Consider the following 20,955-nt stretch of genomic DNA (forward strand, 5'->3'; position numbering starts at 1 on the left):
CAACCGCCGTTGGGAGTCATCGTGGGTAGAACGCTGAACCGGGTCGCGGGTGTCGTTTCGGCGGCGGCGCTGGCCACCTTCGTCGCCGCGCCGGTCGCGCTGGCGCAGGAAACGGACACCACCACCCCCGAGACGACCACGACGACCACCTCGGAGTCGGCCACCACGACGACGGCTCCGTCCACTTCGGAGACCACGACCCCGTCGACCCCGGTCACGACCACCGGGACCACCACCGCGGCGGACCCGACCACCAAGGTCACCAAGACCACCACGCCGGAGACCACGACCACGACGGCCGAGCCGCCGGCGGACGACTACCAGGACAACACCGGCGCCGGTTTCGTCGGTGTCGGTGGCGAAGGCGTCCTGGTCATCAACTGCGCGGCGGGTGCGCCCGGCAACCTCGCCGCCCAGTACCTGAGCAGCACCGGTGGCCCGGACCAGGACGAGTCCGACGGCCGGATCTGGAACTACACGGTCCGCGTCACCGAACTGCCCGCCGGCACGACGACCGGCAAGTTCAGCTGGACCTGCAACGGCGTCGAAGGCAACGGCATCGTCGACTTCGAGCAGGAGCAGCCGCCGGCCACGAGCACCAGCAGCACGCCGACCAGCACCAGCGCACCGGCGTCGAGCACCGCGCCGGTGACCACGGCGACTTCGACGACCACCACCGCTCCCGGCAACGCCGCTCCGAAGGCCCAGGTCAAGGTCACGCCCAAGGGCGGCATCGAGACCGGCTTCGGCGGTACCGCCAGGTGACGCTCCGCCGGGCGGGCGCGGCCCTCGCGCTCGTCCTGACGCTGGCCGCCTGCAGCACCCCGGAGCCGCCGAAGGCCGCGCCGGCGCCGGTTCCGTCCTCGGTGCCGGTGACCGCGCCGTTCAAGGGACTCCGGCCCACCTCGGTCAAGATTCCCAAGATCGGCGCGGAGTCGAGCTTGCTCGCCGTCGCCGTCAAGACCGACGGTTCGATCTCCGTCCCGTCGGTGCACCAGCCGATGCAGGCGGCCTGGTACAAGCTCTCGCCGGTGCCCGGTGACGTCGGCCCGGCGATCGTGCTCGGGCACGTCGACGGCGACAAGAAGCCCGGCATCTTTTACAAGCTCAAGGACCTCGCGCCCGGCGACGAGGTCGACATCGACCGCAGCGACGGGAAGAAGCTGAAGTTCGTCGTCGACCGCGTCACGCAGGTCCCGAAGGACACGTTCCCGAAGGACGCCGTCTACGGCAACAGCGACAAGCCCGAGCTTCGCCTGATCACGTGCGGTGGTGTGTTCGACCACGCCGAGCACAGCTACAAGGACAACATCGTCGTCTACGCGAACCTAGCCAACGCCTGAGCCGGAGTACGGGAACTCCGGCTTCAGCGTGGTTTCCGGGCAGACCCAGCGGCGCATCCCGGCGTCGCAGACCGCGTAACCCCAGTTGATCAGGTTGTCCTGCAGCTTCTCGGACATCCGGGCCAGCCGCGTCTTCGTCACGGCCAGCTCGCGGGTCCGTTCGACCGGCGCGGGCAGCGCGTCCGGCAGCTCGAAGTGCGTGATGTCGCTGTAGGTCGCCCAGTACGTGCCGGCGAACCGCTTGTCCTCGTAAGACTTCAGCAGCGAGCCGGTGCGCAGCTCGCGGACCTGGTTGTCCATCACCGTCAGCACGCGGAACAGCTGCATCGGCCAGTTGTGCTTCGGCCGCTCCTCGTGCTTCATCTTCTTGCCGGCGTCGCTGACCAGGACGGTCGCGCGCTGGTTTTCGATCGGGTCGAGGCCGAGGTTGTCGTACACGCCGGCGTCGCTGAGCACGATCTTGCGGTCCGGCTGGTGCGGATCCGGGATCACGACCGGCGACAGCAGCGGCGGGAAGGCCGACGACGCGGCCACCGCGGTCGCCAGCGGCACTTGCCCGTGCGGCCCCGGCTGCCGGAAGAACCACCACAGCGAGCCGTCCTGCAGGCTGGTCGCGGTGAACACGAAGTTCGGGCCGGCCGGGTCGAGGTCCGCCAGGCGGCAGTCGCCGAAGAGGTGCTTCGCGTAGCGGCGCGCCAACTCCTCACCCGCACTGCGCCACGGCATCAGCATGGCCTTCAGCGTCACCGGGACGTCGAGGCTGGTGCGGGCCAGTTTCCGCAGCGGCTGCACGACTTCCTTGCCGAAGTTCTCCGCGACGCCGTCGTCGCCGAAGTACAGCTTGTGCCACGCGTGCGCCAGGACGCCGGCGGCGATCGAACCGCCGGAGACGCTGGAGACGGTGGTCAACCTCGGCAGCCAGCCGAGTTCGTTGAGCCGCCAGAGCGCGCCGGCGTGGAAGAGCATCGCGCGGTAGCCACCGCCGGACAGCGCGAGCCCGACGCCGTCTCGTTTCGCCGTGTCCATCCCGCGCAGTCTAGGACCGCAGCAACGGCGTGAGCAGTGGCCGCTGCCCGGCGGGCACGTGTTCGGCGTAGTTGTCGTACAACGCCTGTTTGGCCAGGTGGGCCGCGCCGGTGCCGTCGGCCGACCGGATCGCGTCGAGCACCTCGGCGTGGTGCGAGAGCCACGCGCGCATCAGCGACGTCCGGTTGCTGGCGTGCTCGAGCTTGTCCTCGATCAGCTCCAGCACGACCCCGCGCACGACTTCTTCGCTGACCACCAGCAGGGGATTGCGCGAAATGCGCGCGATGACCTCGTGGAAAGCGACGTCGGCGCGGCTGAACTCCGCATAGCCGTGCGAGACGCCTTCGCGCATCGCTTCCAGCGCCGTGTCGAGGCCGGCCAGATCGTCGGCGGTGCGCAGCTCGGCGGCGAGCAGGTGGGCCGAGCCGTCGAGGATCATCCGGAACTGCAACAACTCCGCGAGCCCGACGTGGTCGGCGCGCGCGAGCCGGTGCATCGAGCGGTGCAACGCCACCGGGGACGCGGCCAGCACCTCGGGCCCGCGCGGGTCGCCGGGCCGGGACCGGATCATCTCCGCGGCCTGCAGGACCCGCAGAGCTTCGCGGACCGTCGAGCGGCCGACACCGAACTGCGTCATCAGCTCGCGTTCGCTGGGAAGGCGTTCGCCCGGCTTGAGCGCGCCGCTGACCACGGCCTGCTCGATCTGCTCGACGACCCGCTCGTACGCGCGGACCGGAGCCACCGGTTCGAACCGCATCCCTTGACCTCGTCGTCCGCTCAGTGCAGGCTACTGGTCAGACCAGTGTACTGACCTGGAGGCCGAATGAAAGCCCGACTTCACGTGCTGGCAGCGGCGCTGCTGCTCGTGGTGTCCGGCTGCTCGGCCGGCTCGTCGGCCAGCGTTTCCGCTGGTCCGGACACGCTTTCCGTCGGCTTCACGGCGGAGCCGGCGAACTTCGACTTCACCCGCACCGACGGCGCCGCGATCCCGCAGGCGCTGCTCTACAACGTCTACGAAGGCCTGGTGAAGCTCGACTCGCAGGGCCGGGTCGTGCCGTTGCTGGCGAAGTCGTGGACGATCAGCCCGGACCGGAAGACCTACGACTTCCGGCTGCGCCAAGGCGTCAAGTTCAGCAACGGCGCGCCGTTCACCGCCGAAGACGTCAAGTTCTCGCTGCTGCGCGTGAAGACCGACTGGACGATCTCGATCAAGTCCACGATGGACGTCGTCGACCACGTCGACGTCGTCGCGCCGGACCACGCGCGGGTGGTGCTCTCGAAGCCGTCCAACGGCTGGCTGTTCAGCCTCACCAGCCGGCTCGGCGCGATGTTCAGCCCGACCGGCGTCGCCGACCTGGCGAACAAGCCGATCGGCACCGGGCCGTACGTCGTGGCGGCGCGCAAGCGCGGCGACTCCGTGGTGCTGAAGGCGAACCCCGCGTACTGGGGCCGGGAACCGGCGTACAAAACGGTGGTCCTCAAGTACATCAAGGACCCGACCGCGCTGAACAACGCGCTGTACAGCAACGGCATCGACGTCATCTCGGCGATCACCGCGCCCGACTCGATCCCGCAGTTCCAGGCCGACGACCGGTTCCAGGTCGTCCAGGGCACCTCGAACAGCGAGGTCACGCTGGCGATGAACAACGCGCGGGCGCCGCTGAACGACGTCCGCGTGCGGCAAGCGCTGATGTACGCGATCGACCGGAAGGCGTTGCTGGACACGGCGTGGGCGGGCCGCGGCACGCTGATCGGCAGCATGGTCCCGCCGACCGACCCCTGGTACGAAGACCTGGCGAACGTCTACCCGTTCGAGCCGGCCAAGGCCAAGGCGCTGCTGACCGAGGCGCACGCGACGAACCTGAACCTGCGCCTGCGGATCCCGAACCTGCCGTACGCGGTGTCGGCCGCGCAGGTCGTCCAGTCGCAGCTCGCCGACGTCGGCGTGCGGACGACGATCGAGCCCCTCGACTTCCCGGCGGTGTGGCTGAAGCAGGTGTTCACCGATCACGACTACGACCTGTCGATCATCCAGCACGTCGAGGCCCGCGACATCACGACGTTCGGGAAGCCGAAATACTACTGGGGTTACGACAGCAAGCGCGTGCAGCAGCTGCTCGCCGAAGCCGACAGCGGGACGCCGGAGCAGCAGGTCGCGGACATGAAGCAGGTGGCGCGGCAGCTCAACACCGACGCCGCCGCCGACTGGCTGTTCCTGTTCCCCAACGTCATCGTGGCGAAGGCCAAGGTCGGCGGGTTCGTCCAGAACCAGGTCAGCGAATCGTTCGACCTCACCGGATTGGCACCGCGATGACGGCCAGGGTGCTGCGCCGGGTGGCGATCTTCGTGGTCAGCGTGCTGGTCGCGTCGATCGTGGTGTTCCTGTTCATGGCCGTGCTGCCGGGCGATCCGGCGCAGGTCGCGCTCGGCGTCAACGCGACGCCGGAGCTGCTGGCCAAGACGCGCGCGGAGTTCGGCATCGACCGCCCGCTCGTCACGCAGTACTTCGACTGGATCGGCGGTGTGCTGCACGGCGACTTCGGCCGCTCGTACGTCACGCGCGACACGATCGGCCCGCAGCTGCTCGACCGCCTCGGTGTCACGCTCTGGCTCGTCGGCGCGGGGATGCTGGTGGCGCTGGTGATCGCGATCCCGGCCGGCACGTTCGCCGCGGTGAAGCACCGGAAAGCGTCCGGCGCGGGCGTTTCCGGGCTGTCGCAGATCGGTGTCGCGATTCCCGCGTTCCTCGCCGGGATCATCCTCGTGCAGGTCTTCGCGGTCCAGCTGCGCTGGCTGCCGTCGGGTGGCTGGACGCCGCCGAATCAGGACTTCGGCGAGTTCTTCCGCGGTTTGATCCTTCCGGCGTTGTCACTCGGGCTGGTGCAAGGCGCGGTGCTCACGCGGTATGTCCGGTCCGCGGTGCTCGACACGCTCGGCCAGGATTACCTGCGCACTGCGCGGTCGAAGGGCCTACGTCCCGGCCAGGCGCTGGTGCGACACGGCTTGCGCAACGCGTCCGTTCCGGTGGTCACCGTGCTCGGCCTGCAGCTCGCGACGCTGCTGATCGGCGCCGTCGTCGTCGAGCGCGTCTTCGTGCTGCCGGGGCTGGGTTCGATGCTGCTGGACGCGGTGTCGTCGCGTGACCTGCTGACCGTGCAGGGGATCGTGCTCGTGCTGGTGGTCGGCGTGCTGCTGGTCAACTTCGTCGTCGACGTCCTCTACACCGTGCTCGACCCGCGATTGCGAGGTTCGTGATGCGCAATCTCGTGCTCGGTGGGGTGCTCGTCGGCCTGGTCGTGCTGGCGGCGGTGCTGTCGTTCTTCTGGACGCCGTTCGACCCGGTGAAGGTCGACGCGGCCCACCGGCTGCTGGGCTTCGGCGGCTCGAACCTGTTCGGCACCGACAAGTTCGGCCGTGACCTGCTGAGCCAGCTCATGGTGGGCGCGCGGACCACGCTGTACGTCGGTGTGGTCGCGGTCGGCATCGCCGCGGTGATCGGGACGCTGCTGGGCATCCTGGCCGGGATGTCCCCGCGGTGGCTCGGCGAGTTCGTCATGCGCGTCAACGACCTCGTGCTCGCGTTCCCCGCGCTGCTGCTGGCGATCATGTTCGGCGCGGTGTTCGGGGCGGACACGCTCACGGCGATGGTCGCGATCGGCATCGCGACGATCCCGTCGTTCGCGCGGATCGCCCGGTCCGGGACGCTGCAGGTGATGAGCACCGAGTTCGTGCTCGCCGCGCGCGCCGGCGGCCGGTCGCGGCTGACCATCGCGGCGCGGCACGTGCTGCCGAACATCTCCGGCCTGCTGATCGTGCAGGCGTCCGTGTCGTTCGCGATCGCCGTGCTCGCCGAAGCGGCGCTGTCGTTCCTCGGGTTCGGCACGCGGCCGCCGACGCCGTCGTGGGGCCGGATGCTGCAGGAGTCCCAAGAGCTGCTGACCGTGCAGCCGCGGCTGGCGTTGGTGCCGGGCATCGCGATCGCCGTCGCCGTCCTCGGCTTCAACCTCCTCGGCGACGGCCTGCGCGACCGGCTGGATCCCCGATTGGCGGCGAAGGTATGACGCTCTCGGTGCGGGGTCTCAGCGTTTCTTCGCTCGTTCGCGACGTCTCCTTCGAAATCGGCGCCGGTGAGCGTCTCGGGCTGATCGGGGAGTCCGGGTCCGGGAAGTCGTTGACGGCGTTGTCGATCATGGGCCTGCTGCCGGAGGAGCTGCACGCGTCCGGTTCGGTTTCCGTGAACGGCCGCGAGCTGCTCGGAATGTCCGAAAAGGACCTGTCCCGGCTGCGCGGCGACGAGCTGGCCATGGTGTTCCAGGAACCGATGACGGCGCTGAACCCGGCCATGCGCGTCGGCCGCCAGGTCACCGAGCCCGGCCGGATCCACGGCCGTCGCCGATCCGCCGAAGAGCTGCTTTCCTCGGTGGGCCTGGATGGCACGGCCCGCGCGTACCCGCACCAGCTGTCCGGCGGGCAACGCCAGCGCGTGGTGCTGGCGATGGCGCTGGCCAACGAGCCGTCCCTGCTGGTCTGCGACGAGCCGACCACCGCCCTCGACGTCACGGTCCAAGCCCAGATCCTGACCCTCATCAAGAGGGAGCTTTCCCGTGAAAGCTCCCTTCTCTTCATCACGCACGACCTCGCGGTGGTCGCTTCCGTGTGCGAGCGCGTGCTGGTGATGCTCGACGGCGAGATCGTCGAAGCGGGCTCGACGCGCGAAGTCCTGACGTCGCCGAAGCACGAGTACACGCGCAAGCTCCTGGACGCCTCGGACCTGGAGGCCCGGCGATGACGATCATCGAAGTCCGCGACCTCGAACGCCGGTACGCCCGGCGGGACGTGCACGCGCTGCGCGGCATCAGCTTCGACGTCGAAGCGGGGCAGCGGTTCGGCATCGTCGGCGAGTCCGGCTCGGGTAAGTCCACGCTGGTCCGGCTGCTGGCCGCGCTCGACAAGCCGACCGCGGGCACGGTCTCGTTCCAGGGCCGCCGCATCGACGACCTGCCGGAACGCAAGCTCGGGTTCCTGCGGTCCGAGCTGCAGATCGTCTTCCAGGACCCGATGGGTTCGCTCGACCCGCGGATGCGCGTCGCCGACATCGTCTCCGAACCGCTGGGCCGCCGGAACCCGAAGCTCGTCGACGAGCTGCTGGCGGCGGTCGGGCTCCCCGCGGACGCGGCCGCCCGCTACCCGCACCAGTTCTCCGGCGGCCAGCGGCAGCGGATCTCGATCGCCCGCGCGCTGGCGCCGCACCCGAGCGTGCTGATCGCCGACGAGCCGGTCAGCGCGCTCGACGTGTCCGTGCGCGGCCAGATCCTCGACCTGCTCGCGTCGCTGGTCGACCAGTTCGCGCTGACGCTGATCTTCGTGTCGCACGACCTCGGCGTCGTCCGGCACGTCTGCGACCGCGTCGCGGTGATGCGCCGCGGCGAGATCGTCGAGCTGGGTGACGTGGCGCAGGTCTACGACGCGCCTGAGCACGAATACACCCGGGAACTCCTCAAAGCGGCGCCGAACCTGCGCGCGGAACTGGCCCGGCTGAGCGGAGGTGACGATGGCTGAGTACCCGGACGGCTTACCGGTCGGTGACGGCTGGGTGTCCACTGTGGACGTCGAAGAAATCGTTTTCCCGTACGACGGGAGCGTCGTCGGCACCGCACCCCTCGGGACGCCGGAGCTGGCTCGACGCGCTGTCGACGAAGCTGTCGCTGTCGCGCGCGAAGTGGCTTCACTGCCTTCGCGGACCCGCCGCAAGCTGCTCAACGACGTCGCTGCCGCACTTTCCGCACGTCGCTCCGAATTCGAAGATCTCCTGGTCCTGGAAACCGGAAAGCCGCTGGTCGACTGCCGCGTCGAGGTCGCCCGCACGATCGTCACCTGGGAAGCCGCGGCCGAAGAGGTGTCGCGGCTGCACGGCGAAACCGTGCCGCTGGACCTCCTGCCCTCCGGCGACGGTCTGGTCGGGTTCTGGAAGCGGAAGCCGATCGGCGTGGTCGTCGGTATCGCGGGCTTCAACTACCCGCTGCTGCTGGCGTCGCACAAGATCGCGCCCGCCATCGCCGCCGGCTGCCCGGTGATCGTCAAGCCGGCGCCGCAGACCCCGCTGGCCACGCTCTGGCTGGTCCACCTCGTGCGTTCGGTGGCGCCGCTCGCCGCCATGGTCCAGCTGGTCACCGGGGACGCGTCCGTGGGCGCGGCCTTGACGACCGACCGCCGGATCGGCGCGGTCTCGTTCACCGGGTCGGCCGCGGTCGGGCACCGCATCGCCCGCGACGCGGCCCCGACGAAGACGCTGCTGGAACTCGGCTCGAACGCGGCGCTCGTCGTCGCGGAAGACGCCGACCTCGGGGCCGCGGTGGACGCCGTGGTGCGCGGCGGCTTCTACGCCTCCGGCCAGGCGTGCATTTCGGTGCAGCGCGTGCTGGTCGTCGCATCGGTCGCCGACGACTTCACCGAACGGCTCCTGGCCCGGCTCGACGAGGTCGTCATCGGCGATCCCCGCGACGAGAAGACGCGGGTGTCCGCGCTGATCGACCCCGCTTCCACCGATCGCGTCGCCGCGTGGATCGAGCAGGCCGGCGGCCGCCAGGTCGGCGGTGGCATCGACGGCACGGTGCTGCGGCCGACCGTCCTGCTCGACGTCCCGGATGGCGTCGAGGCCTGGGACGAAGAGATCTTCGGCCCGGTCGTCTGCGTGCGCACGGTGTCCGACGTGGACGAAGCCTTCGCCGCGGTGAACGCGTCCCGCTACGGCCTCCACGCCAGCGTCTACAGCAAGTCCTTGAACACGGCGTTCCGCGCGCTCGACGAGCTGGAAGTCGGCGGTGTCGTGATCAACGAAGTGCCCGGCTTCCGCTCCGACACCATGCCGTACGGCGGGGTCAAGGACTCCGGCATCGGCCGTGAGGGACCGCGGTTCGCCGTCGAGGAACTGACCGTGACCAGGATGGCGGTGCTGCGCCCGTGAACTACGAAAACCTGTTCCGCCTCGACGGACGGCGGGCCGTGGTGCTGGGCGCGGGCGGCATCGGGCGCGAAGCCGCGCGAGCGTTGGCCGCCCACGGCGCCTCGGTGGTCTGCGCGGACCGTGACCTCGAAGCCGCGCGCGAGGCCGGCGTCGGCGAGGCGTACGAGATCGACCTGCTCGCTCCCGGCGCCATCGACCAGGCCGCGTCCGACCTCGGCCCGCTCGACGTCGTCGTGCTGACCGCCGCGACGAACGTCCGCAAACGTTTGCTGGACTACACGCGGGAGGAGTTCGACCGCGTGATCGCGCTGAACCTCGGCGTCTCGTTCGAGGTCGTCCGCGTGTTCGGCGCCGGCATGGTCGCGCGGGGGCGGGGGAGCATCATCGGCTTCTCGTCGATCCGGGGGACGACCGTGGAGCCCGGCCAGGGCCCGTACGCGGCGACGAAAGCCGGGCTCGTCCAGCTGTTCCGGACGGCGGCCGCGGAGTTCGGCCCGGCCGGGGTGCGGGTGAACGCGATCGCCCCCGGCGTCGTCGAGACCCCGCTGACCGCGCAGATCAAGGCGAACCCGGAGTGGTACGACGCGTACGCGACGAAGGGCGCCTTGGGGCGCTGGGCGCGTCCGGACGAGCTGGCCGGCGCCGTCGTGTACCTCGCTTCGGACGCTTCGTCGTTCGTGACCGGCTCCGTGCTGGCGGTGGACGGCGGTTGGACCGCCGTCGACGGCCGCTTCGAACCGCCCGCCTCCTGAGGAGCGTTCATGCCTGAGTTGCCCGACCTGACCGCCGTCGAACTCGTCGCGCAGTACCGCGCGAAGACGCTCTCGCCGGTCGAGGTGACCGAAGCCGTTCTCGCACGCATCGAGGCGCGAGAGCCTGAGCTGCACGCGTTGTACGCGTACGAGCCTTCAGGCGCGCGAGACGACGCGAAGGCGTCCGAAGCTCGCTGGGCGTCCGACGAGCCGCTGGGCCCGATCGACGGCGTCCCGCTGACGCTCAAGGAGAACATCGCGACCCGTGGCACGCCGGTCCCGCTGGGCACCGCGGCGACCGCCTTGGTGCCCGCAGTGGAAGACGCGCCCGCGGCCGCGCGAGTCCGTGAGTCCGGCGGCGTCCTGCTGGCCAAGACGACGATGCCGGACTACGGGATGCTGACGTCCGGGCTGTCGAGCTTCCACGAAACCGCACGGAACCCGTGGCGGACGTCGGCCTCGCCGGGAGGATCGAGCGCCGGGGCGGGTGCGGCGGGCGCCGCCGGCTACGGCCCGCTGCACGTCGGCACCGACATCGGCGGCTCGATCCGGCTGCCCGCGGGGTGGTGCGGGCTGGTCGGGTTGAAGCCGAGCTTCGGCCGCGTGCCGGTCGCCCCGCCGTTCCTCGGCCGCGTCGCCGGCCCGATGACGCGCACGGTCGCCGACACGGCGTTGCTGATGAGCGTGCTGTCCGCCCCCGACGCGCGCGACCACCTGAGCCTGCCGCCGGCCGAGCTGGACTGGTCTTCGCTCGACAGTTCTGTCCGAGGACTGCGCGTCGGCCTGCACCTCGACCCCGGCGTCGGCCTCCCGGTGGACCTGGCGACGCGCGACGCGGTCACGGCGGCGGCCCGGGCCTTCGAGGCCGCGGGCGCGATCGTCGAGCCGGTCGGGTCGTTCCTCACGCGCGAGATGCTCAGCGGCCTGGACGTCTTCTGGCGCACGCGCGCCTGGTCGGACATGTCGGCGCTGCCGCCCGAGCGCCGCGCGAAGGTGCTGCCGTACATCGCCAACTGGGCCGCGGGCGGCGCGGAGCTGTCCGGGGTGGACGTCTACCGCGGCTTCGCCCAGATCGACGCGATCAGCGTGGCGGCCCTGCGCGCGACGTCGGCGTTCGACGTCGTGCTGTCCCCGACGTGCCCGGTCGCGGCCCCGCCGGCGGAGTGGGCGTCGCCGACGAACGACCCGGCCCGCCCGTTCGAGCACATCGCGTTCACGGTGCCGTACAACATGTCGGGCCAGCCGTCGGTGTCCCTGAACTGCGGCTACACCGACGACGGCCGCCCGATCGGCCTCCAGCTCACCGGCCGCCGCTTCGACGACGTCGGCGTCCTGCGCGCGGCGGCGGCGTACGAAGGTCTTCGCGAGCCGCAGCGCCCCTGGCCGATCGGGTAGGGAAGAAGATCCGGGCCCGTGGCGAAGTGGTGGTGAAGCTGTCGCCGACGGGAAGGATTTCCATGACAGAGGCAGCCCCATGACGGCGGCTCCGGTGCTCGGCACCGAGCAGTTCACCGAAGTCCACGACCGCCACTTCGGGGCGATTTACCGCTACGTCGCCGGCCGCCTCGGCGCCCAAGCCGCGGAGGACGTCGCGGCCGAGACGTTCCTCGTGGCGTTCGACCGCCGGAAGACGTTCGACCCCACCCGCGGCGACCTGCGGGCCTGGCTGTTCGGCATCGCGACGAACCTGGTGTCGCGGCACCGCCGCAAGGAGGCCAGGCACTACCGCGCGCTGTCGCGGCTCGAGGCTCCCCGGGCCGCCGAAGGCCACGAAAACCGCGTCGTCATGAGCGGGCAGCTGGGAAAAGCGTTGACGCGGCTGACCGCCGGCGAACGCGACGTCCTGCTTCTGGTCGCCCTCGCCGACCTCGGCTACGCGCAGGTCGCCGAGGCCCTCGGCATCTCCCCGGGCACGGTGGGCTCCCGGCTCACGCGCGCCCGCAAGAAGCTCACCCCCGTTCTCTCCCAGGAGGCCATCGATGAATGACCTGGAGACGCTGCGCGGCGCCCTGCTCCCCGACGAGCCCACCCAGGACGTCGTCGACCGCAGCCGCCACCGGCTGCAGAACCGCATGCTCGGCGGCCGCCGCAAGCGGGTGCTCCCGCTGGCGATCGGCACCGGGCTCGCCGCCGCCGCGGCGGCCGTCGCGGCCGTGGTGACGACCGTGCCCGGTCCGCCGGCCCCACCGCCGCCTCCCCAAGCGGTGGTGCCGGTCGACCCCGGCCGGCAGGTCCTGCTGGCGGCGGCCACGGCCGCCGAGCGCGCCCAGGTCGGCACCGGCAAGTACTGGCACACGACCACGAAGGTGGGCAAGGCAACCTGGGAGTACTGGACGACCACCGACGGGCAGGAGTGGTACCGCGATGAGAACAACCACCGCAAGATCATGCTCTTGCCCCAAGCCCGGCCCATCCGGATCAACGGCGACGACGACGTCACCCTCAGCACGATCTTGGCGCTGCCCCCGGACCCGGCGGCCCTGCGGAACTGGCTCTCGGAAGGGCTGACGCGGCACGGAACGCCCGCGCACGAGCTGGACATCGCGGTGCTCGAAGGGTTGATCGACCTGGTTTCCACGGTGCCGGCGCCCCCGGCGGTCCGGGCGGCGGCGTTCCGCGCGGTCGCCGAGGACCCGGGCGTGACCGGGCTACCCGACGGCAAGGGCGTCCGGCTCCCCGGCGGTGGCCGGCTCGTCGTCGACCCCGCGACCGGCCAGGTGGACAGCTCGTCGGTGTTCCTGGACCGGGACGGCAAACCGGCCACGAACGGGAACGGCGACACGTTCGCGGTCAGTGGCGAGTGGACGGACGACCTGCCGAAGTGACCCGTGGAGCCGGGGCCGTCAGCTCTTGACGGCCTCGGCCAGCGCGAGCACGCGGCGCGCGTTGTCGACGTGGAGGTTTTCGATCATCCGGCCGTCCACGGTGACCACACCGCTGCCCGCCTTCTCGAAAGCCTCGATGATCCGCCGCGACCGGTCGATCTCCTCCTCCGACGGCGCGAAGATCCGGTTGCACGGCTCGACCTGGCCCGGGTGGATGAGCGTCTTGCCGTCGAAGCCGTACTGACGGCCCTGGACGCATTCCTCTTCGAACCCGGAAAGGTCCTTCACGTCGTTGTAGACGCCGTCGAGGATCACCTTGCCGGTCGCCCGCGCGGCCAGCAGGCACAGCGACAGCCCGCCGAGCAGCGGCCCGCGGCCCGGGACGAACTCCGCGTGCAGCTCCTTGGCCAGGTCGTTCGTGCCCATCACCAGCACGGTCAGCCGCTCGGACGCCGCCGCGATCTCCTCGGCGTGCAGCATCGCGACCGGCGTCTCGACCATCGCCCAGATCTTCGTGTGCTCCGGCGCCCCGCCCAGCTCCAGCGCGCGCTCGATGTTGTGCACTTCGGACGCCGAGTTCACCTTCGGTACGACAACCGCGGCCGGCCCGGCCGACGCGGCCGCGCGCAGGTCGGCGTCGTGCCATTCGGTGTCGAGGCCGTTGACGCGGATCGTCACTTCGCGCTCGCCGTAGTCCCCGGAAGACGCGGCGGCGCAGACCCGCTCGCGCGCGGCTTCCTTGGCGTCCGGCGCGACGGCGTCCTCGAGGTCGAGGATCAGCGCGTCCGCCGGGATGGTCTTGGCCTTCTCCAGCGCGCGTTCGTTGGCGCCGGGCATGTAGAGAACGGAACGTCTCGGCTTCGGCTCGGTCATCCGAGGGCCTCCTTGGTGGCGGCGTCGTAGGCCGCGGCGAGCTCGGGGTCGTCCGCCGCGAGGGCGTCGGCCAGTTCGGCGACCACGCGGCACTGCTTCACCGACGCGTCGTCCTGCATCTTCCCGTCGATCATCACGGCGCCGGTGCCGTCACCCATCTCGGCGATCACGCGACGCGCCCAGGCCACATCGGACGGCGAAGGCGAGAAGACCTTCTTCGCGATGTCGATCTGCACCGGGTGCAGGCTCCACGCGCCGACGCAGCCGAGCAGGAACGCGTTGCGGAACTGGTCTTCGCACGCGACGACGTCGCGGATGTCCCCGAACGGCCCGTAGTACGGCAGGATCCCGTGCATCGCGCAGGCGTCGACCATCCGCGCGACCGTGTAGTGCCAGAGGTCCTGCTGGTAGGTCGTCCGGCCTTCGGTGAGGTCGTCCCCGGTGGGGTCGGTGCGCACCAGGTAGCCGGGGTGCCCGCCGCCGACGCGCGTCGTCTTCATCCGGCGGCTCGCGGCCAGGTCGGCCGGGCCGAGCGAGATGCCCTGCATGCGCGGGCTCGCGCCGGCGATCTCCTCCACGTTGGCCATACCGCCGGCCGTCTCGAGGATCGCGTGCACCAGCAACGGCTTCGTCAGGCCGGCGCGCGCTTCGAGCTGGGCCAGCAGCCGGTCGACGTAGTGGATGTCCTGCGCGCCTTCGACCTTCGGCACCATGATCACGTCGAGCTTGTCGCCGATCTCGGTGACGAGCGTCACCAGGTCGTCGAGCACCCACGGCGAATCCAGGCTGTTGACCCGGGTCCACAGCTGCGTCTTCCCGAAGTCGTTCGCCTTGGCGATGGCGACGAGCCCGGCGCGCGCGGCCTCCTTGCGGTCGGCGCGCACGGCGTCCTCGAGGTTGCCCAGGAGAACGTCCACCTTCTTCGCGATGTCCGGCACCTTCGCCGCCATCTTCTCGTTGCCCGGGTCGAAGAAGTGGATCATCCGGGACGGCGTCACCGGGATCTCCCGCACGGGGGCGGGCGCGCCCAGGGCGAGCGGGGCGAAGAAGTCCTTCGGGGAGCGCATCGGTCCTCCACGGCGGCGACTAAGTGACTGGTGGGTAACTTTAGTCCGGGGCGCGCGACGCCGCTGCGGTGCAAGTCACCGCCATGTGGGTGACGGTGGACAACCGCAGCTCAGCGACCCGCGTCCACTGTGGATTTTCCGTGGTTTGCGCCGAACGGGCTAGTCGGGCCGGGTTTGCCGATTCCACCCACGGGTAACCGGCTGCGGGCGCACCGTAGTGCCACTCACCCCGCGATCACTCGGTTGGCCGCACCGTTCGACCGAAGTCGGATGACCGCCTACCGACCGGTCATCGACCGCTGGGCGCCGCCGATCGCAGCCACTCGCACTACCCGGCGACGCCGCGCCGCCGCGCTGTTAGACAGATTGAGTGCCGGTTTTCACCGGTCACGAAGCGGTGCAGGTTAGAAGGAGGCGGACTCGTGGCGGCTACACCTCAGAACACCGAGCGCTCGACGGTCGCCGGTGGCGCGAAGCGCAGCCGGTCGATGCCGAGCCGGGTGGTGCCGCCGATCGAGCTCCCCGCGAGCGTCGACGAACTCGCCCGCACCGCCGCCGCCCAGCTGGGCTGGAACGGCGTCGTCCTCCCCGAGACCACGATCCTCGGCCGCAAGGTCTGCGTGGTCGCCAAGCTTCGCACCGACGTGCACGCCGAACGCATCGCGATGGGTGCCGGCCCGGTGGCCGACCGCGCCACCGTCGACACCTGGACCTGGCTGGAGCTGGCCGGAACCGCCCCCGCCCCGGCCGCCGAGATCGTCGGCGTCCTGGCCGTCGCGCGCCACTGGCGCACCGCGATGGCCTCCGCGGTTCCGTTCGCCCGCTACGGCGAGGCCGCGATGGTTCTCCCGTCGCCGGCCATCCTCACCGAGGACTACGTCGGCAACTGCCTGCCGCGGGCCCGCGCGTACGGCCTCGCCGTCGTGACGGCCGACCCGAACGCGGTCGTCGACCTCGACCTCGAGGGTCGCACCGAGCGTGTCGTGCTGGGCGAAGACCCGGTCTCCCGCCTGGTGAACGAGCTGGTCTACGACCACCTGCTCCGCACCGCCGAGGTCCCCGCTTCCCTCGACTGACGAGCCCGGTCGAACGGCTATAGGGTCGGCTCATGCGAGTCGTCATTGCAGGTGGACACGGTCAGATCGCGCTGCGGCTCGAGCGGCTGCTCGCCGCGCGCGGTGACGAAGCGGTCGGGATCATCCGGAACCCCGCCCACGCGGCGGATCTCGAGGCGGCCGGTGCCCGAGGCGTCGTGCTCGATCTGGAGAACTCCGATGTGGACGCCGTCGCCGAGGTCCTGAAAGGTGCCGACGCCGCGATCTTCGCGGCCGGCGCCGGCCCGGGCAGCGGCACCGCCCGCAAGGACACTGTGGACAGGGGCGCTGCGGCGCTGTTCGCCGAAGCGGCCGAGCGAGCCGGGGTCCGGCGGCACATCCAGGTCGGCTCGATCGGTGCCGACAACCCGGAGAACCCCGACGTCACCGAGGAATTCCGGCACTACCTGCGCGCCAAGCGCGCGGCGGAGGACGACCTCAAGGCGCGCGACCTCGACTGGACGATCCTCCGGCCCGGCCAGCTGACCGACGATCCCGGCACCGGCCTGGTCCTGCTGGCCGAGCAGGCCGGCCGCGGCCCGATCCCGCGCGACGACGTCGCCGCGGTACTCGCTGGCCTGCTCGAGACGCCCGCCTCGGTGCACCGCACCCTGACGCTGATCTCGGGTGCGGACGCCATCGGAGAGGCGATCGCGGCGCTGTGATCAACCAGGCTTCGAGAGAGATCGCGGTCTTCAGTGGGAGCGCGCACCCCGAACTCGCCGAGGAGATCTGCGCCCACCTCGGCGTCCCGCTGCGGTCGGCCGAGGTCCGGCGGTTCGCGAACGACTGCCTCGAGGTGCAGCTGCAGGCGAACTGCCGCGAGCGGGACGTCTTCATCATCCAGCCGCTGGTGAAGCCGGTGCAGGAGCACCTCGTCGAGCTGCTGCTGATGCTCGACGCGGCGCGCGGCGCGTCGGCGTCGCGGATCACCGCGGTGATGCCGCACTACTCGTACGCGCGTTCGGACAAGAAGGACGCTCCGCGCATCTCCATCGGCGGCCGCTTGGTCGCCGACCTGCTGACGACGGCCGGCGCGAACCGCGTGCTCGCGATGACCCTGCACTCGCCGCAGGTCCACGGCTTCTTCAGCGTCCCGGTCGACCACCTGCACGCGCTGCAGGAGCTGGCCAAGCACTTCCGCCAGTACGACCTCTCGCGCACCACCGTGGTCTCACCCGACCTGGGCAACGCGAAGGAGGCATCGCATTTCGCCCGGCTCCTCGGCGTCCAGGTCGCGGCCGGTGCGAAGGAACGCTTCCCCGACGATCGCGTCCAGATCAGCTCGGTGATCGGCGAGATCACCGGCCGCGACGTGATCGTGCTGGACGACGAGATCGCCAAGGGCAGCACGGTCATCGAGCTGCTGGACAAGCTGGCCGAGCTGGAACCGCGGTCGATTCGCGTCGCCTGCACGCACGGGTTGTTCGCGGCGAAGGCCATCGAGCGCATCGGCAGCCGGCCGGAGGTGCTGGAGATCGTCTGCACCAACACGGTTCCGGTGCCCGAGGAGGACCGCACCGAGAAGCTGAAGATCCTCTCGATCGCGCCGGCCATGGCCGAGGCGATCCGCCGGATCCACAACGGCGAATCGGTGTCGGCCCTGTTCTAGGCCGGACCGAGCACCCGGTCCAGGTAGGTGTTGGTGAAGACGCCGCTCGGGTCGGTTTCCTTGCGCACGCGCAGGAAGTCGTCGAAGTGCGGGTAGCGCGAGCGGAGGACGCCGGCGTCGAGGTCGTGCATCTTGCCCCAGTGCGGGCGGCCGCCGACGGCGCCGGCGATCTTCTCGAACGCGCTGAAGTACTCGCGGTACGGCATGCCGGTGAACTGGTGGATCGCGATGTAGGCCGAGTCCCGGCCCTGCGCGGTCGACAGCCAGATGTCGTCGGCCGCGGCGACCCGGACCTCGACCGGGAACATCACCGGGTCCTTCAGCTTCGGCACTACGGCCCGTAGTTCGGCGAGCACGTCGAGCACTGATTCACGTGGAACAGCGTATTCCGTTTCGGTGAACCGGACGTTGCGCGCGGTGACGAAGACGCGGTGGGAGAGGTCGCTGTACTCGCGCGCGCTCAGGACGTTGGAGGCGAAGCTGCCGAGCGACGGCACGAGCCGCGGCATCAGCCGGCCCGTCCGGCAGAGGCCGCCGAACGCGACGTTCTCCATGATCTGGTAGTCGACGAACTCGCGGACCTTGCTCAGCGGCTGCGCGGTCTCGCAGCGGTTGTTGCGCTTGACCAGTGCGTTCTTGCCGTAGGGGAACCAGTAGAACTCGAAGTGCTCGTTCTCGTCGGCGAAGTCGTGGAAACCTTCGAGGACCTGCTCCAGCGGCTCGGGCCGTTCCTGTGCTTTCAGGACGAAGGACGGCTCGCACTCGAGCGTCACGGTGGTGATGACGCCGAGCGCGCCGAGGCCGACCCGCGCGGCGGCGAAGAGGTCGGGTTTTTCTTCCGCCGAACAGGTGACGACCGAGCCGTCGGCGAGGACGAGCTCGAGCGCGGCGATCTGGGTGGCGATGCCGCCGAGGCGCGCGCCGGTGCCGTGGGTGCCGGTGGAAATCGCGCCGGCGATGGTCTGTGCGTCGATGTCGCCGAGGTTGGTCATGGCCAGCCCGAGCGCGTCGAGGTCGGCGTTGAGCTGCTTGATCGTGGTGCCCGAGCGGACGGTGACCTGCCCGGTTTCGAGGTCGGCGCGCTCGATGCCGGTCCACTGGCGCAGGTCGAGGGCGTCGGAGTCGGCGACGGCGATCGCGGTGAAGGAGTGTCCGCTGCCCCAGGGGCGCACGGTCCGGCCGGCCGCGGCGATGCTCGCGACGGTCGCCGCGATCTCCGCCGCGCTGCGCGGCTGGTGAACGTGTTGCGGCGAGGCGGACGCCGTGCCCGCCCAGTTGGTCCACCGGGTCATGCGCGCACCCTCCATCGGTCGAGTGCCCGAAACAGTATGTGAACAGTATTCGCGTTTCAAGCCTTCGTGTCGTACTTTAGACCTCGTGACCAGTGCGACGGTGTACGACTTGGCGACCAAGGACCTCGATCCACCCTTGGCCGTGGTCGACTTGGCGGCCTTCGACGCGAACGCCGGCGACCTCCACCGCCGCGCGGCGGGCAAGCCGATCCGCGTCGTCAGCAAGTCGGTCCGCTGCCGGGCGTTGCTGGAGCGCGTACTCGCGATGCCCGGCTTCGAAGGCCTGATGTGCTACTCGCTGGCCGAAGCCGTCTGGCACGTCGAGCAGGGCACGACCGACAACATCGTCGTCGCGTACCCGACGGCCGACCACGAAGCGCTGCGCCGCCTGGCCGCTTCCGATCTCGCGCGCGCGTCGATAACGATCATGGCCGACTCGGCCGAGCACCTGGACCTGGTGGACGCGGCCCTCGGCCACGGTCACCCGGAGATCCGGGTGTGCCTGGAGCTGGACGCGTCGTGGCGCCCGCTGCCGGGAGTCCACGTCGGCACCCGGCGATCCCCGATCTTCACGCCGAAGCAGGCGTCGACGTTCGCCCGGCAGGTCGTGGCGCGCCCGGGCTTCCGCCTGGTGGGGGTCATGGCGTACGAGGGCCAGATCGCCGGCCTCGGCGACGCGGCCGGCCGCCGGGTCAACCAGGCGGTGATCGGCTGGATGCAGCGTCGTTCGGCAGCGGAGCTGAACCGCCGCCGCGGCGAAGCGGTCCGCGCGGTCCTCGAAGTGGCGGACCTGGAGTTCGTGAACGGTGGCGGCACGGGAAGCATCGAATCCACGGGCGCGGACGCGGTGGTCACGGAGATCGCGGCGGGCTCAGGGCTGATCGGCCCAACGCTCTTCGACGGCTACACGCGCTTCAAGCCCCGCCCGGCGGCGCTGTTCGCGTTGCCGGTGGTCCGCCGTCCGACGCGCAAGATCGCCACGCTGTACTCGGGCGGCTACATCGCTTCGGGGCCCACAGGTCCTTCGCGCCAGCCGACGCCGTACCTCCCGACAGGCCTGAAGTTCCTCGGTTTCGAGGGAGCGGGCGAGGTCCAGACCCCAGTGACCGGGCGAGCGGCGCGAAGCCTGAACCTGGGCGACCGGGTGTGGCTCCGGCACGCCAAGGCGGGCGAGCTGGCCGAGCGCTTCACGCACTACCACCTGGTGCAGGGCGACCGGGTGGAGCGCACGGTCCCGACCTACCGGGGCGAGCACCAGAACTTCGGCTGACGGGCAGGGGCCGGCCCACGCGCGGCCCACCCTCCCTGGGGGAACCCCCGCTTCCAGTCTATCGGCGCCCACCGACGGGCCCGGCCAAAAACCCCGGGTTGTCCACAGCGGTGCATACCTGTGGACAACTTCTGTGGACAGCTAGGATTGCTCCCCGAACCGAGCCGCCAAATACCCCTTCACCACGTACTTCGCCTCGGCGACGATCTTCTCGTCCCCGCTCGGCTCCTTCCGGAAGGCCAGCTTCAGCAGCGCGTCGGCCACCTCGTTGGCGATGCCGATCGCGAACCGCAGGTCTTCCACCGGCCGGTCCACCTGAGTGGCCACCAGATCCGTCAACGAATCGACGAGCACCGCGTTGTTGTCGCGCGTCTCGTCCAAGAGCTGCCGGTCGATGATGTCGCCGAAGTGGACCTTCGAGAAGCCCGGCACGGACCGGTGCATGTCCAGGTAGATGTCGAGGATCGAGTCGACGACGTCCCACCAGTGCTCCGGCCCGAGCTGCTTCAGCCGCTCGTTCACCGCGCCGACGAACCTCTCCAGGTTCCGCGCGGTAAGCGCTTGCACGACCGCGCGCTTGTCCGGGAAGAACTGGTACAGCGAACCGACCGCCACGCCCGCTCGTTTGGCGATCAGGGTCGTCGTCAACGCGTCGTAACCGAGCTCGTCGATCAACGCCGCGCTCGCGTCGAGCATCTGCTCGACCCGCTTGGCGCTTCGCTGCTGGACCGGCTGGCGGCGTAAGGGGGTGGCTTCCGCCGGCACCTTCGCGGCCTGGATGTCGGACACGGCGCTCCTCCTCGTCTGATCTGGGACTTTATCGTGCCGACGGGCTTC

The 20,955-nt window shown here is 70.4% G+C and carries 22 protein-coding genes; 16 read left to right on the plus strand and 6 right to left on the minus strand.

The features are described 5' to 3' along the window. The first annotated feature begins 21 nt into the window (after positions 1-21). Together AB0N03_RS41470 and AB0N03_RS41475 are read left to right on the plus strand one after the other, a co-directional pair. Positions 22-765: a hypothetical protein gene (locus AB0N03_RS41470; RefSeq protein ID WP_364384520.1), complete on the plus strand. Its 744-nt coding sequence runs from the start codon at positions 22-24 to the stop codon at positions 763-765. Then, positions 762-1,343, plus strand: a complete 582-nt coding sequence (locus AB0N03_RS41475) for a class F sortase (RefSeq protein ID WP_364384522.1) — start codon at positions 762-764, stop codon at positions 1,341-1,343. The genes AB0N03_RS41470 and AB0N03_RS41475 overlap by 4 nt, the downstream gene beginning before the upstream one ends. On the opposite strand, the gene AB0N03_RS41480 is transcribed toward AB0N03_RS41475, so the two are convergent. Together AB0N03_RS41480 and AB0N03_RS41485 are read right to left on the minus strand one after the other, a co-directional pair. Next, positions 1,329-2,369: a patatin-like phospholipase family protein gene (locus tag AB0N03_RS41480; protein WP_364384525.1), complete on the minus strand. Its 1,041-nt coding sequence runs from the start codon at positions 2,367-2,369 to the stop codon at positions 1,329-1,331. The two genes, AB0N03_RS41475 and AB0N03_RS41480, sit on opposite strands and share 15 nt — an antisense overlap. A gap of 10 nt (positions 2,370-2,379) precedes the next feature. Continuing rightward, on the minus strand, positions 2,380-3,126 hold the full coding sequence (locus AB0N03_RS41485; protein WP_364384527.1) for a FadR/GntR family transcriptional regulator: 747 nt from the start codon (positions 3,124-3,126) through the stop codon (positions 2,380-2,382). 66 nt (positions 3,127-3,192) lie between these two features. On the opposite strand from AB0N03_RS41485, the gene AB0N03_RS41490 reads away from it, so the two are divergent. The 10 genes from AB0N03_RS41490 (at position 3,193) to AB0N03_RS41535 (ending at position 12,910) form a co-directional block, all read left to right on the plus strand. Then, positions 3,193-4,683 (plus strand): ABC transporter substrate-binding protein, encoded by a 1,491-nt coding sequence (locus tag AB0N03_RS41490; protein WP_364384530.1) that lies wholly within the window; start codon positions 3,193-3,195, stop codon positions 4,681-4,683. Further along, entirely contained in the window at positions 4,680-5,624 is a 945-nt protein-coding gene (locus tag AB0N03_RS41495) for an ABC transporter permease (protein ID WP_364384533.1), read from the plus strand. Before AB0N03_RS41490 ends, AB0N03_RS41495 begins: the two co-directional genes overlap by 4 nt. Beyond that, entirely contained in the window at positions 5,624-6,430 is an 807-nt protein-coding gene (locus AB0N03_RS41500; RefSeq protein WP_364384535.1) for an ABC transporter permease, read from the plus strand. The genes AB0N03_RS41495 and AB0N03_RS41500 overlap by 1 nt, the downstream gene beginning before the upstream one ends. Next, positions 6,427-7,158: an ABC transporter ATP-binding protein gene (locus AB0N03_RS41505; RefSeq protein WP_364384538.1), complete on the plus strand. Its 732-nt coding sequence runs from the start codon at positions 6,427-6,429 to the stop codon at positions 7,156-7,158. The genes AB0N03_RS41500 and AB0N03_RS41505 overlap by 4 nt, the downstream gene beginning before the upstream one ends. Further along, positions 7,155-7,928, plus strand: coding sequence for an ATP-binding cassette domain-containing protein (locus AB0N03_RS41510; RefSeq protein WP_364384541.1), 774 nt, complete (start codon positions 7,155-7,157; stop codon positions 7,926-7,928). The genes AB0N03_RS41505 and AB0N03_RS41510 overlap by 4 nt, the downstream gene beginning before the upstream one ends. Then, positions 7,921-9,333 (plus strand): aldehyde dehydrogenase family protein, encoded by a 1,413-nt coding sequence (locus AB0N03_RS41515; protein WP_364384543.1) that lies wholly within the window; start codon positions 7,921-7,923, stop codon positions 9,331-9,333. Before AB0N03_RS41510 ends, AB0N03_RS41515 begins: the two co-directional genes overlap by 8 nt. Next, entirely contained in the window at positions 9,330-10,085 is a 756-nt protein-coding gene (locus AB0N03_RS41520; RefSeq protein WP_364384546.1) for an SDR family oxidoreductase, read from the plus strand. The genes AB0N03_RS41515 and AB0N03_RS41520 overlap by 4 nt, the downstream gene beginning before the upstream one ends. Positions 10,086-10,094: 9 nt before the next feature. Continuing rightward, positions 10,095-11,480: an amidase gene (locus AB0N03_RS41525; RefSeq protein WP_364384548.1), complete on the plus strand. Its 1,386-nt coding sequence runs from the start codon at positions 10,095-10,097 to the stop codon at positions 11,478-11,480. Positions 11,481-11,559: 79 nt separating this feature from the next. Continuing rightward, positions 11,560-12,072: a sigma-70 family RNA polymerase sigma factor gene (locus AB0N03_RS41530; RefSeq protein WP_364384551.1), complete on the plus strand. Its 513-nt coding sequence runs from the start codon at positions 11,560-11,562 to the stop codon at positions 12,070-12,072. Next, complete coding sequence (locus AB0N03_RS41535) at positions 12,065-12,910, plus strand: CU044_5270 family protein (protein WP_364384554.1); 846 nt, start codon at positions 12,065-12,067, stop codon at positions 12,908-12,910. Before AB0N03_RS41530 ends, AB0N03_RS41535 begins: the two co-directional genes overlap by 8 nt. 18 nt (positions 12,911-12,928) lie before the next feature. On the opposite strand, the gene AB0N03_RS41540 is transcribed toward AB0N03_RS41535, so the two are convergent. Then, positions 12,929-13,783 (minus strand): CoA ester lyase, encoded by an 855-nt coding sequence (locus AB0N03_RS41540; protein ID WP_364384557.1) that lies wholly within the window; start codon positions 13,781-13,783, stop codon positions 12,929-12,931. Further along, on the minus strand, positions 13,780-14,850 hold the full coding sequence (locus AB0N03_RS41545; RefSeq protein WP_364384560.1) for a CoA ester lyase: 1,071 nt from the start codon (positions 14,848-14,850) through the stop codon (positions 13,780-13,782). The genes AB0N03_RS41540 and AB0N03_RS41545 overlap by 4 nt, the downstream gene beginning before the upstream one ends. A 422-nt stretch (positions 14,851-15,272) precedes the next feature. On the opposite strand from AB0N03_RS41545, the gene AB0N03_RS41550 reads away from it, so the two are divergent. The 3 genes from AB0N03_RS41550 to AB0N03_RS41560 are packed head-to-tail and all read left to right on the plus strand — an operon-like array spanning position 15,273 to position 17,556. Then, a complete protein-coding gene (locus AB0N03_RS41550) occupies positions 15,273-15,926 on the plus strand; it encodes a hypothetical protein (protein ID WP_364384563.1) in 654 nt (217 codons plus the stop codon). 32 nt (positions 15,927-15,958) lie between these two features. Continuing rightward, the gene (locus AB0N03_RS41555; protein ID WP_364384566.1) at positions 15,959-16,609 is read left to right on the plus strand and encodes an NAD(P)H-binding protein; all 651 of its coding nucleotides are present in this window, start codon (positions 15,959-15,961) and stop codon (positions 16,607-16,609) included. Continuing rightward, positions 16,606-17,556: a ribose-phosphate diphosphokinase gene (locus tag AB0N03_RS41560; RefSeq protein ID WP_364384569.1), complete on the plus strand. Its 951-nt coding sequence runs from the start codon at positions 16,606-16,608 to the stop codon at positions 17,554-17,556. The genes AB0N03_RS41555 and AB0N03_RS41560 overlap by 4 nt, the downstream gene beginning before the upstream one ends. On the opposite strand, the gene AB0N03_RS41565 is transcribed toward AB0N03_RS41560, so the two are convergent. Further along, entirely contained in the window at positions 17,553-18,848 is a 1,296-nt protein-coding gene (locus AB0N03_RS41565) for a D-arabinono-1,4-lactone oxidase (protein ID WP_364384572.1), read from the minus strand. The genes AB0N03_RS41560 and AB0N03_RS41565 overlap by 4 nt on opposite strands. Positions 18,849-18,933: 85 nt before the next feature. Between AB0N03_RS41565 and AB0N03_RS41570 the strand changes: the two genes are divergently transcribed. Then, complete coding sequence (locus AB0N03_RS41570) at positions 18,934-20,118, plus strand: amino acid deaminase/aldolase (RefSeq protein WP_364384574.1); 1,185 nt, start codon at positions 18,934-18,936, stop codon at positions 20,116-20,118. A gap of 141 nt (positions 20,119-20,259) precedes the next feature. Here the strand turns inward: AB0N03_RS41570 and AB0N03_RS41575 are convergent, their stop codons facing one another. After that, complete coding sequence (locus AB0N03_RS41575; RefSeq protein ID WP_364384576.1) at positions 20,260-20,907, minus strand: TetR family transcriptional regulator; 648 nt, start codon at positions 20,905-20,907, stop codon at positions 20,260-20,262. Between the last annotated feature and the right edge of the window lie 48 nt (positions 20,908-20,955).

The sequence above is a fragment of the Amycolatopsis sp. NPDC051061 genome, from assembly GCF_040682935.1.
Classification (GTDB): Bacteria; Actinomycetota; Actinomycetes; order Mycobacteriales; family Pseudonocardiaceae; genus Amycolatopsis.

Excerpts from the sequence above, each read along its gene's own strand:
- AB0N03_RS41480 (WP_364384525.1), bottom strand. The coding sequence starts at position 2,369 with ATGGACACGGCGAAACGAGACGGCGTCGGGCTCGCGCTGTCCGGCGGT.
- AB0N03_RS41485 (WP_364384527.1), bottom strand. The coding sequence starts at position 3,126 with ATGCGGTTCGAACCGGTGGCTCCGGTCCGCGCGTACGAGCGGGTCGTC.
- AB0N03_RS41490 (WP_364384530.1), top strand. The coding sequence starts at position 3,193 with ATGAAAGCCCGACTTCACGTGCTGGCAGCGGCGCTGCTGCTCGTGGTG.
- AB0N03_RS41495 (WP_364384533.1), top strand. The coding sequence starts at position 4,680 with ATGACGGCCAGGGTGCTGCGCCGGGTGGCGATCTTCGTGGTCAGCGTG.
- AB0N03_RS41500 (WP_364384535.1), top strand. The coding sequence starts at position 5,624 with ATGCGCAATCTCGTGCTCGGTGGGGTGCTCGTCGGCCTGGTCGTGCTG.
- AB0N03_RS41505 (WP_364384538.1), top strand. The coding sequence starts at position 6,427 with ATGACGCTCTCGGTGCGGGGTCTCAGCGTTTCTTCGCTCGTTCGCGAC.
- AB0N03_RS41510 (WP_364384541.1), top strand. The coding sequence starts at position 7,155 with ATGACGATCATCGAAGTCCGCGACCTCGAACGCCGGTACGCCCGGCGG.
- AB0N03_RS41515 (WP_364384543.1), top strand. The coding sequence starts at position 7,921 with ATGGCTGAGTACCCGGACGGCTTACCGGTCGGTGACGGCTGGGTGTCC.
- AB0N03_RS41525 (WP_364384548.1), top strand. The coding sequence starts at position 10,095 with ATGCCTGAGTTGCCCGACCTGACCGCCGTCGAACTCGTCGCGCAGTAC.
- AB0N03_RS41530 (WP_364384551.1), top strand. The coding sequence starts at position 11,560 with ATGACGGCGGCTCCGGTGCTCGGCACCGAGCAGTTCACCGAAGTCCAC.
- AB0N03_RS41535 (WP_364384554.1), top strand. The coding sequence starts at position 12,065 with ATGAATGACCTGGAGACGCTGCGCGGCGCCCTGCTCCCCGACGAGCCC.
- AB0N03_RS41540 (WP_364384557.1), bottom strand. The coding sequence starts at position 13,783 with ATGACCGAGCCGAAGCCGAGACGTTCCGTTCTCTACATGCCCGGCGCC.
- AB0N03_RS41545 (WP_364384560.1), bottom strand. The coding sequence starts at position 14,850 with ATGCGCTCCCCGAAGGACTTCTTCGCCCCGCTCGCCCTGGGCGCGCCC.
- AB0N03_RS41555 (WP_364384566.1), top strand. The coding sequence starts at position 15,959 with ATGCGAGTCGTCATTGCAGGTGGACACGGTCAGATCGCGCTGCGGCTC.
- AB0N03_RS41565 (WP_364384572.1), bottom strand. The coding sequence starts at position 18,848 with ATGACCCGGTGGACCAACTGGGCGGGCACGGCGTCCGCCTCGCCGCAA.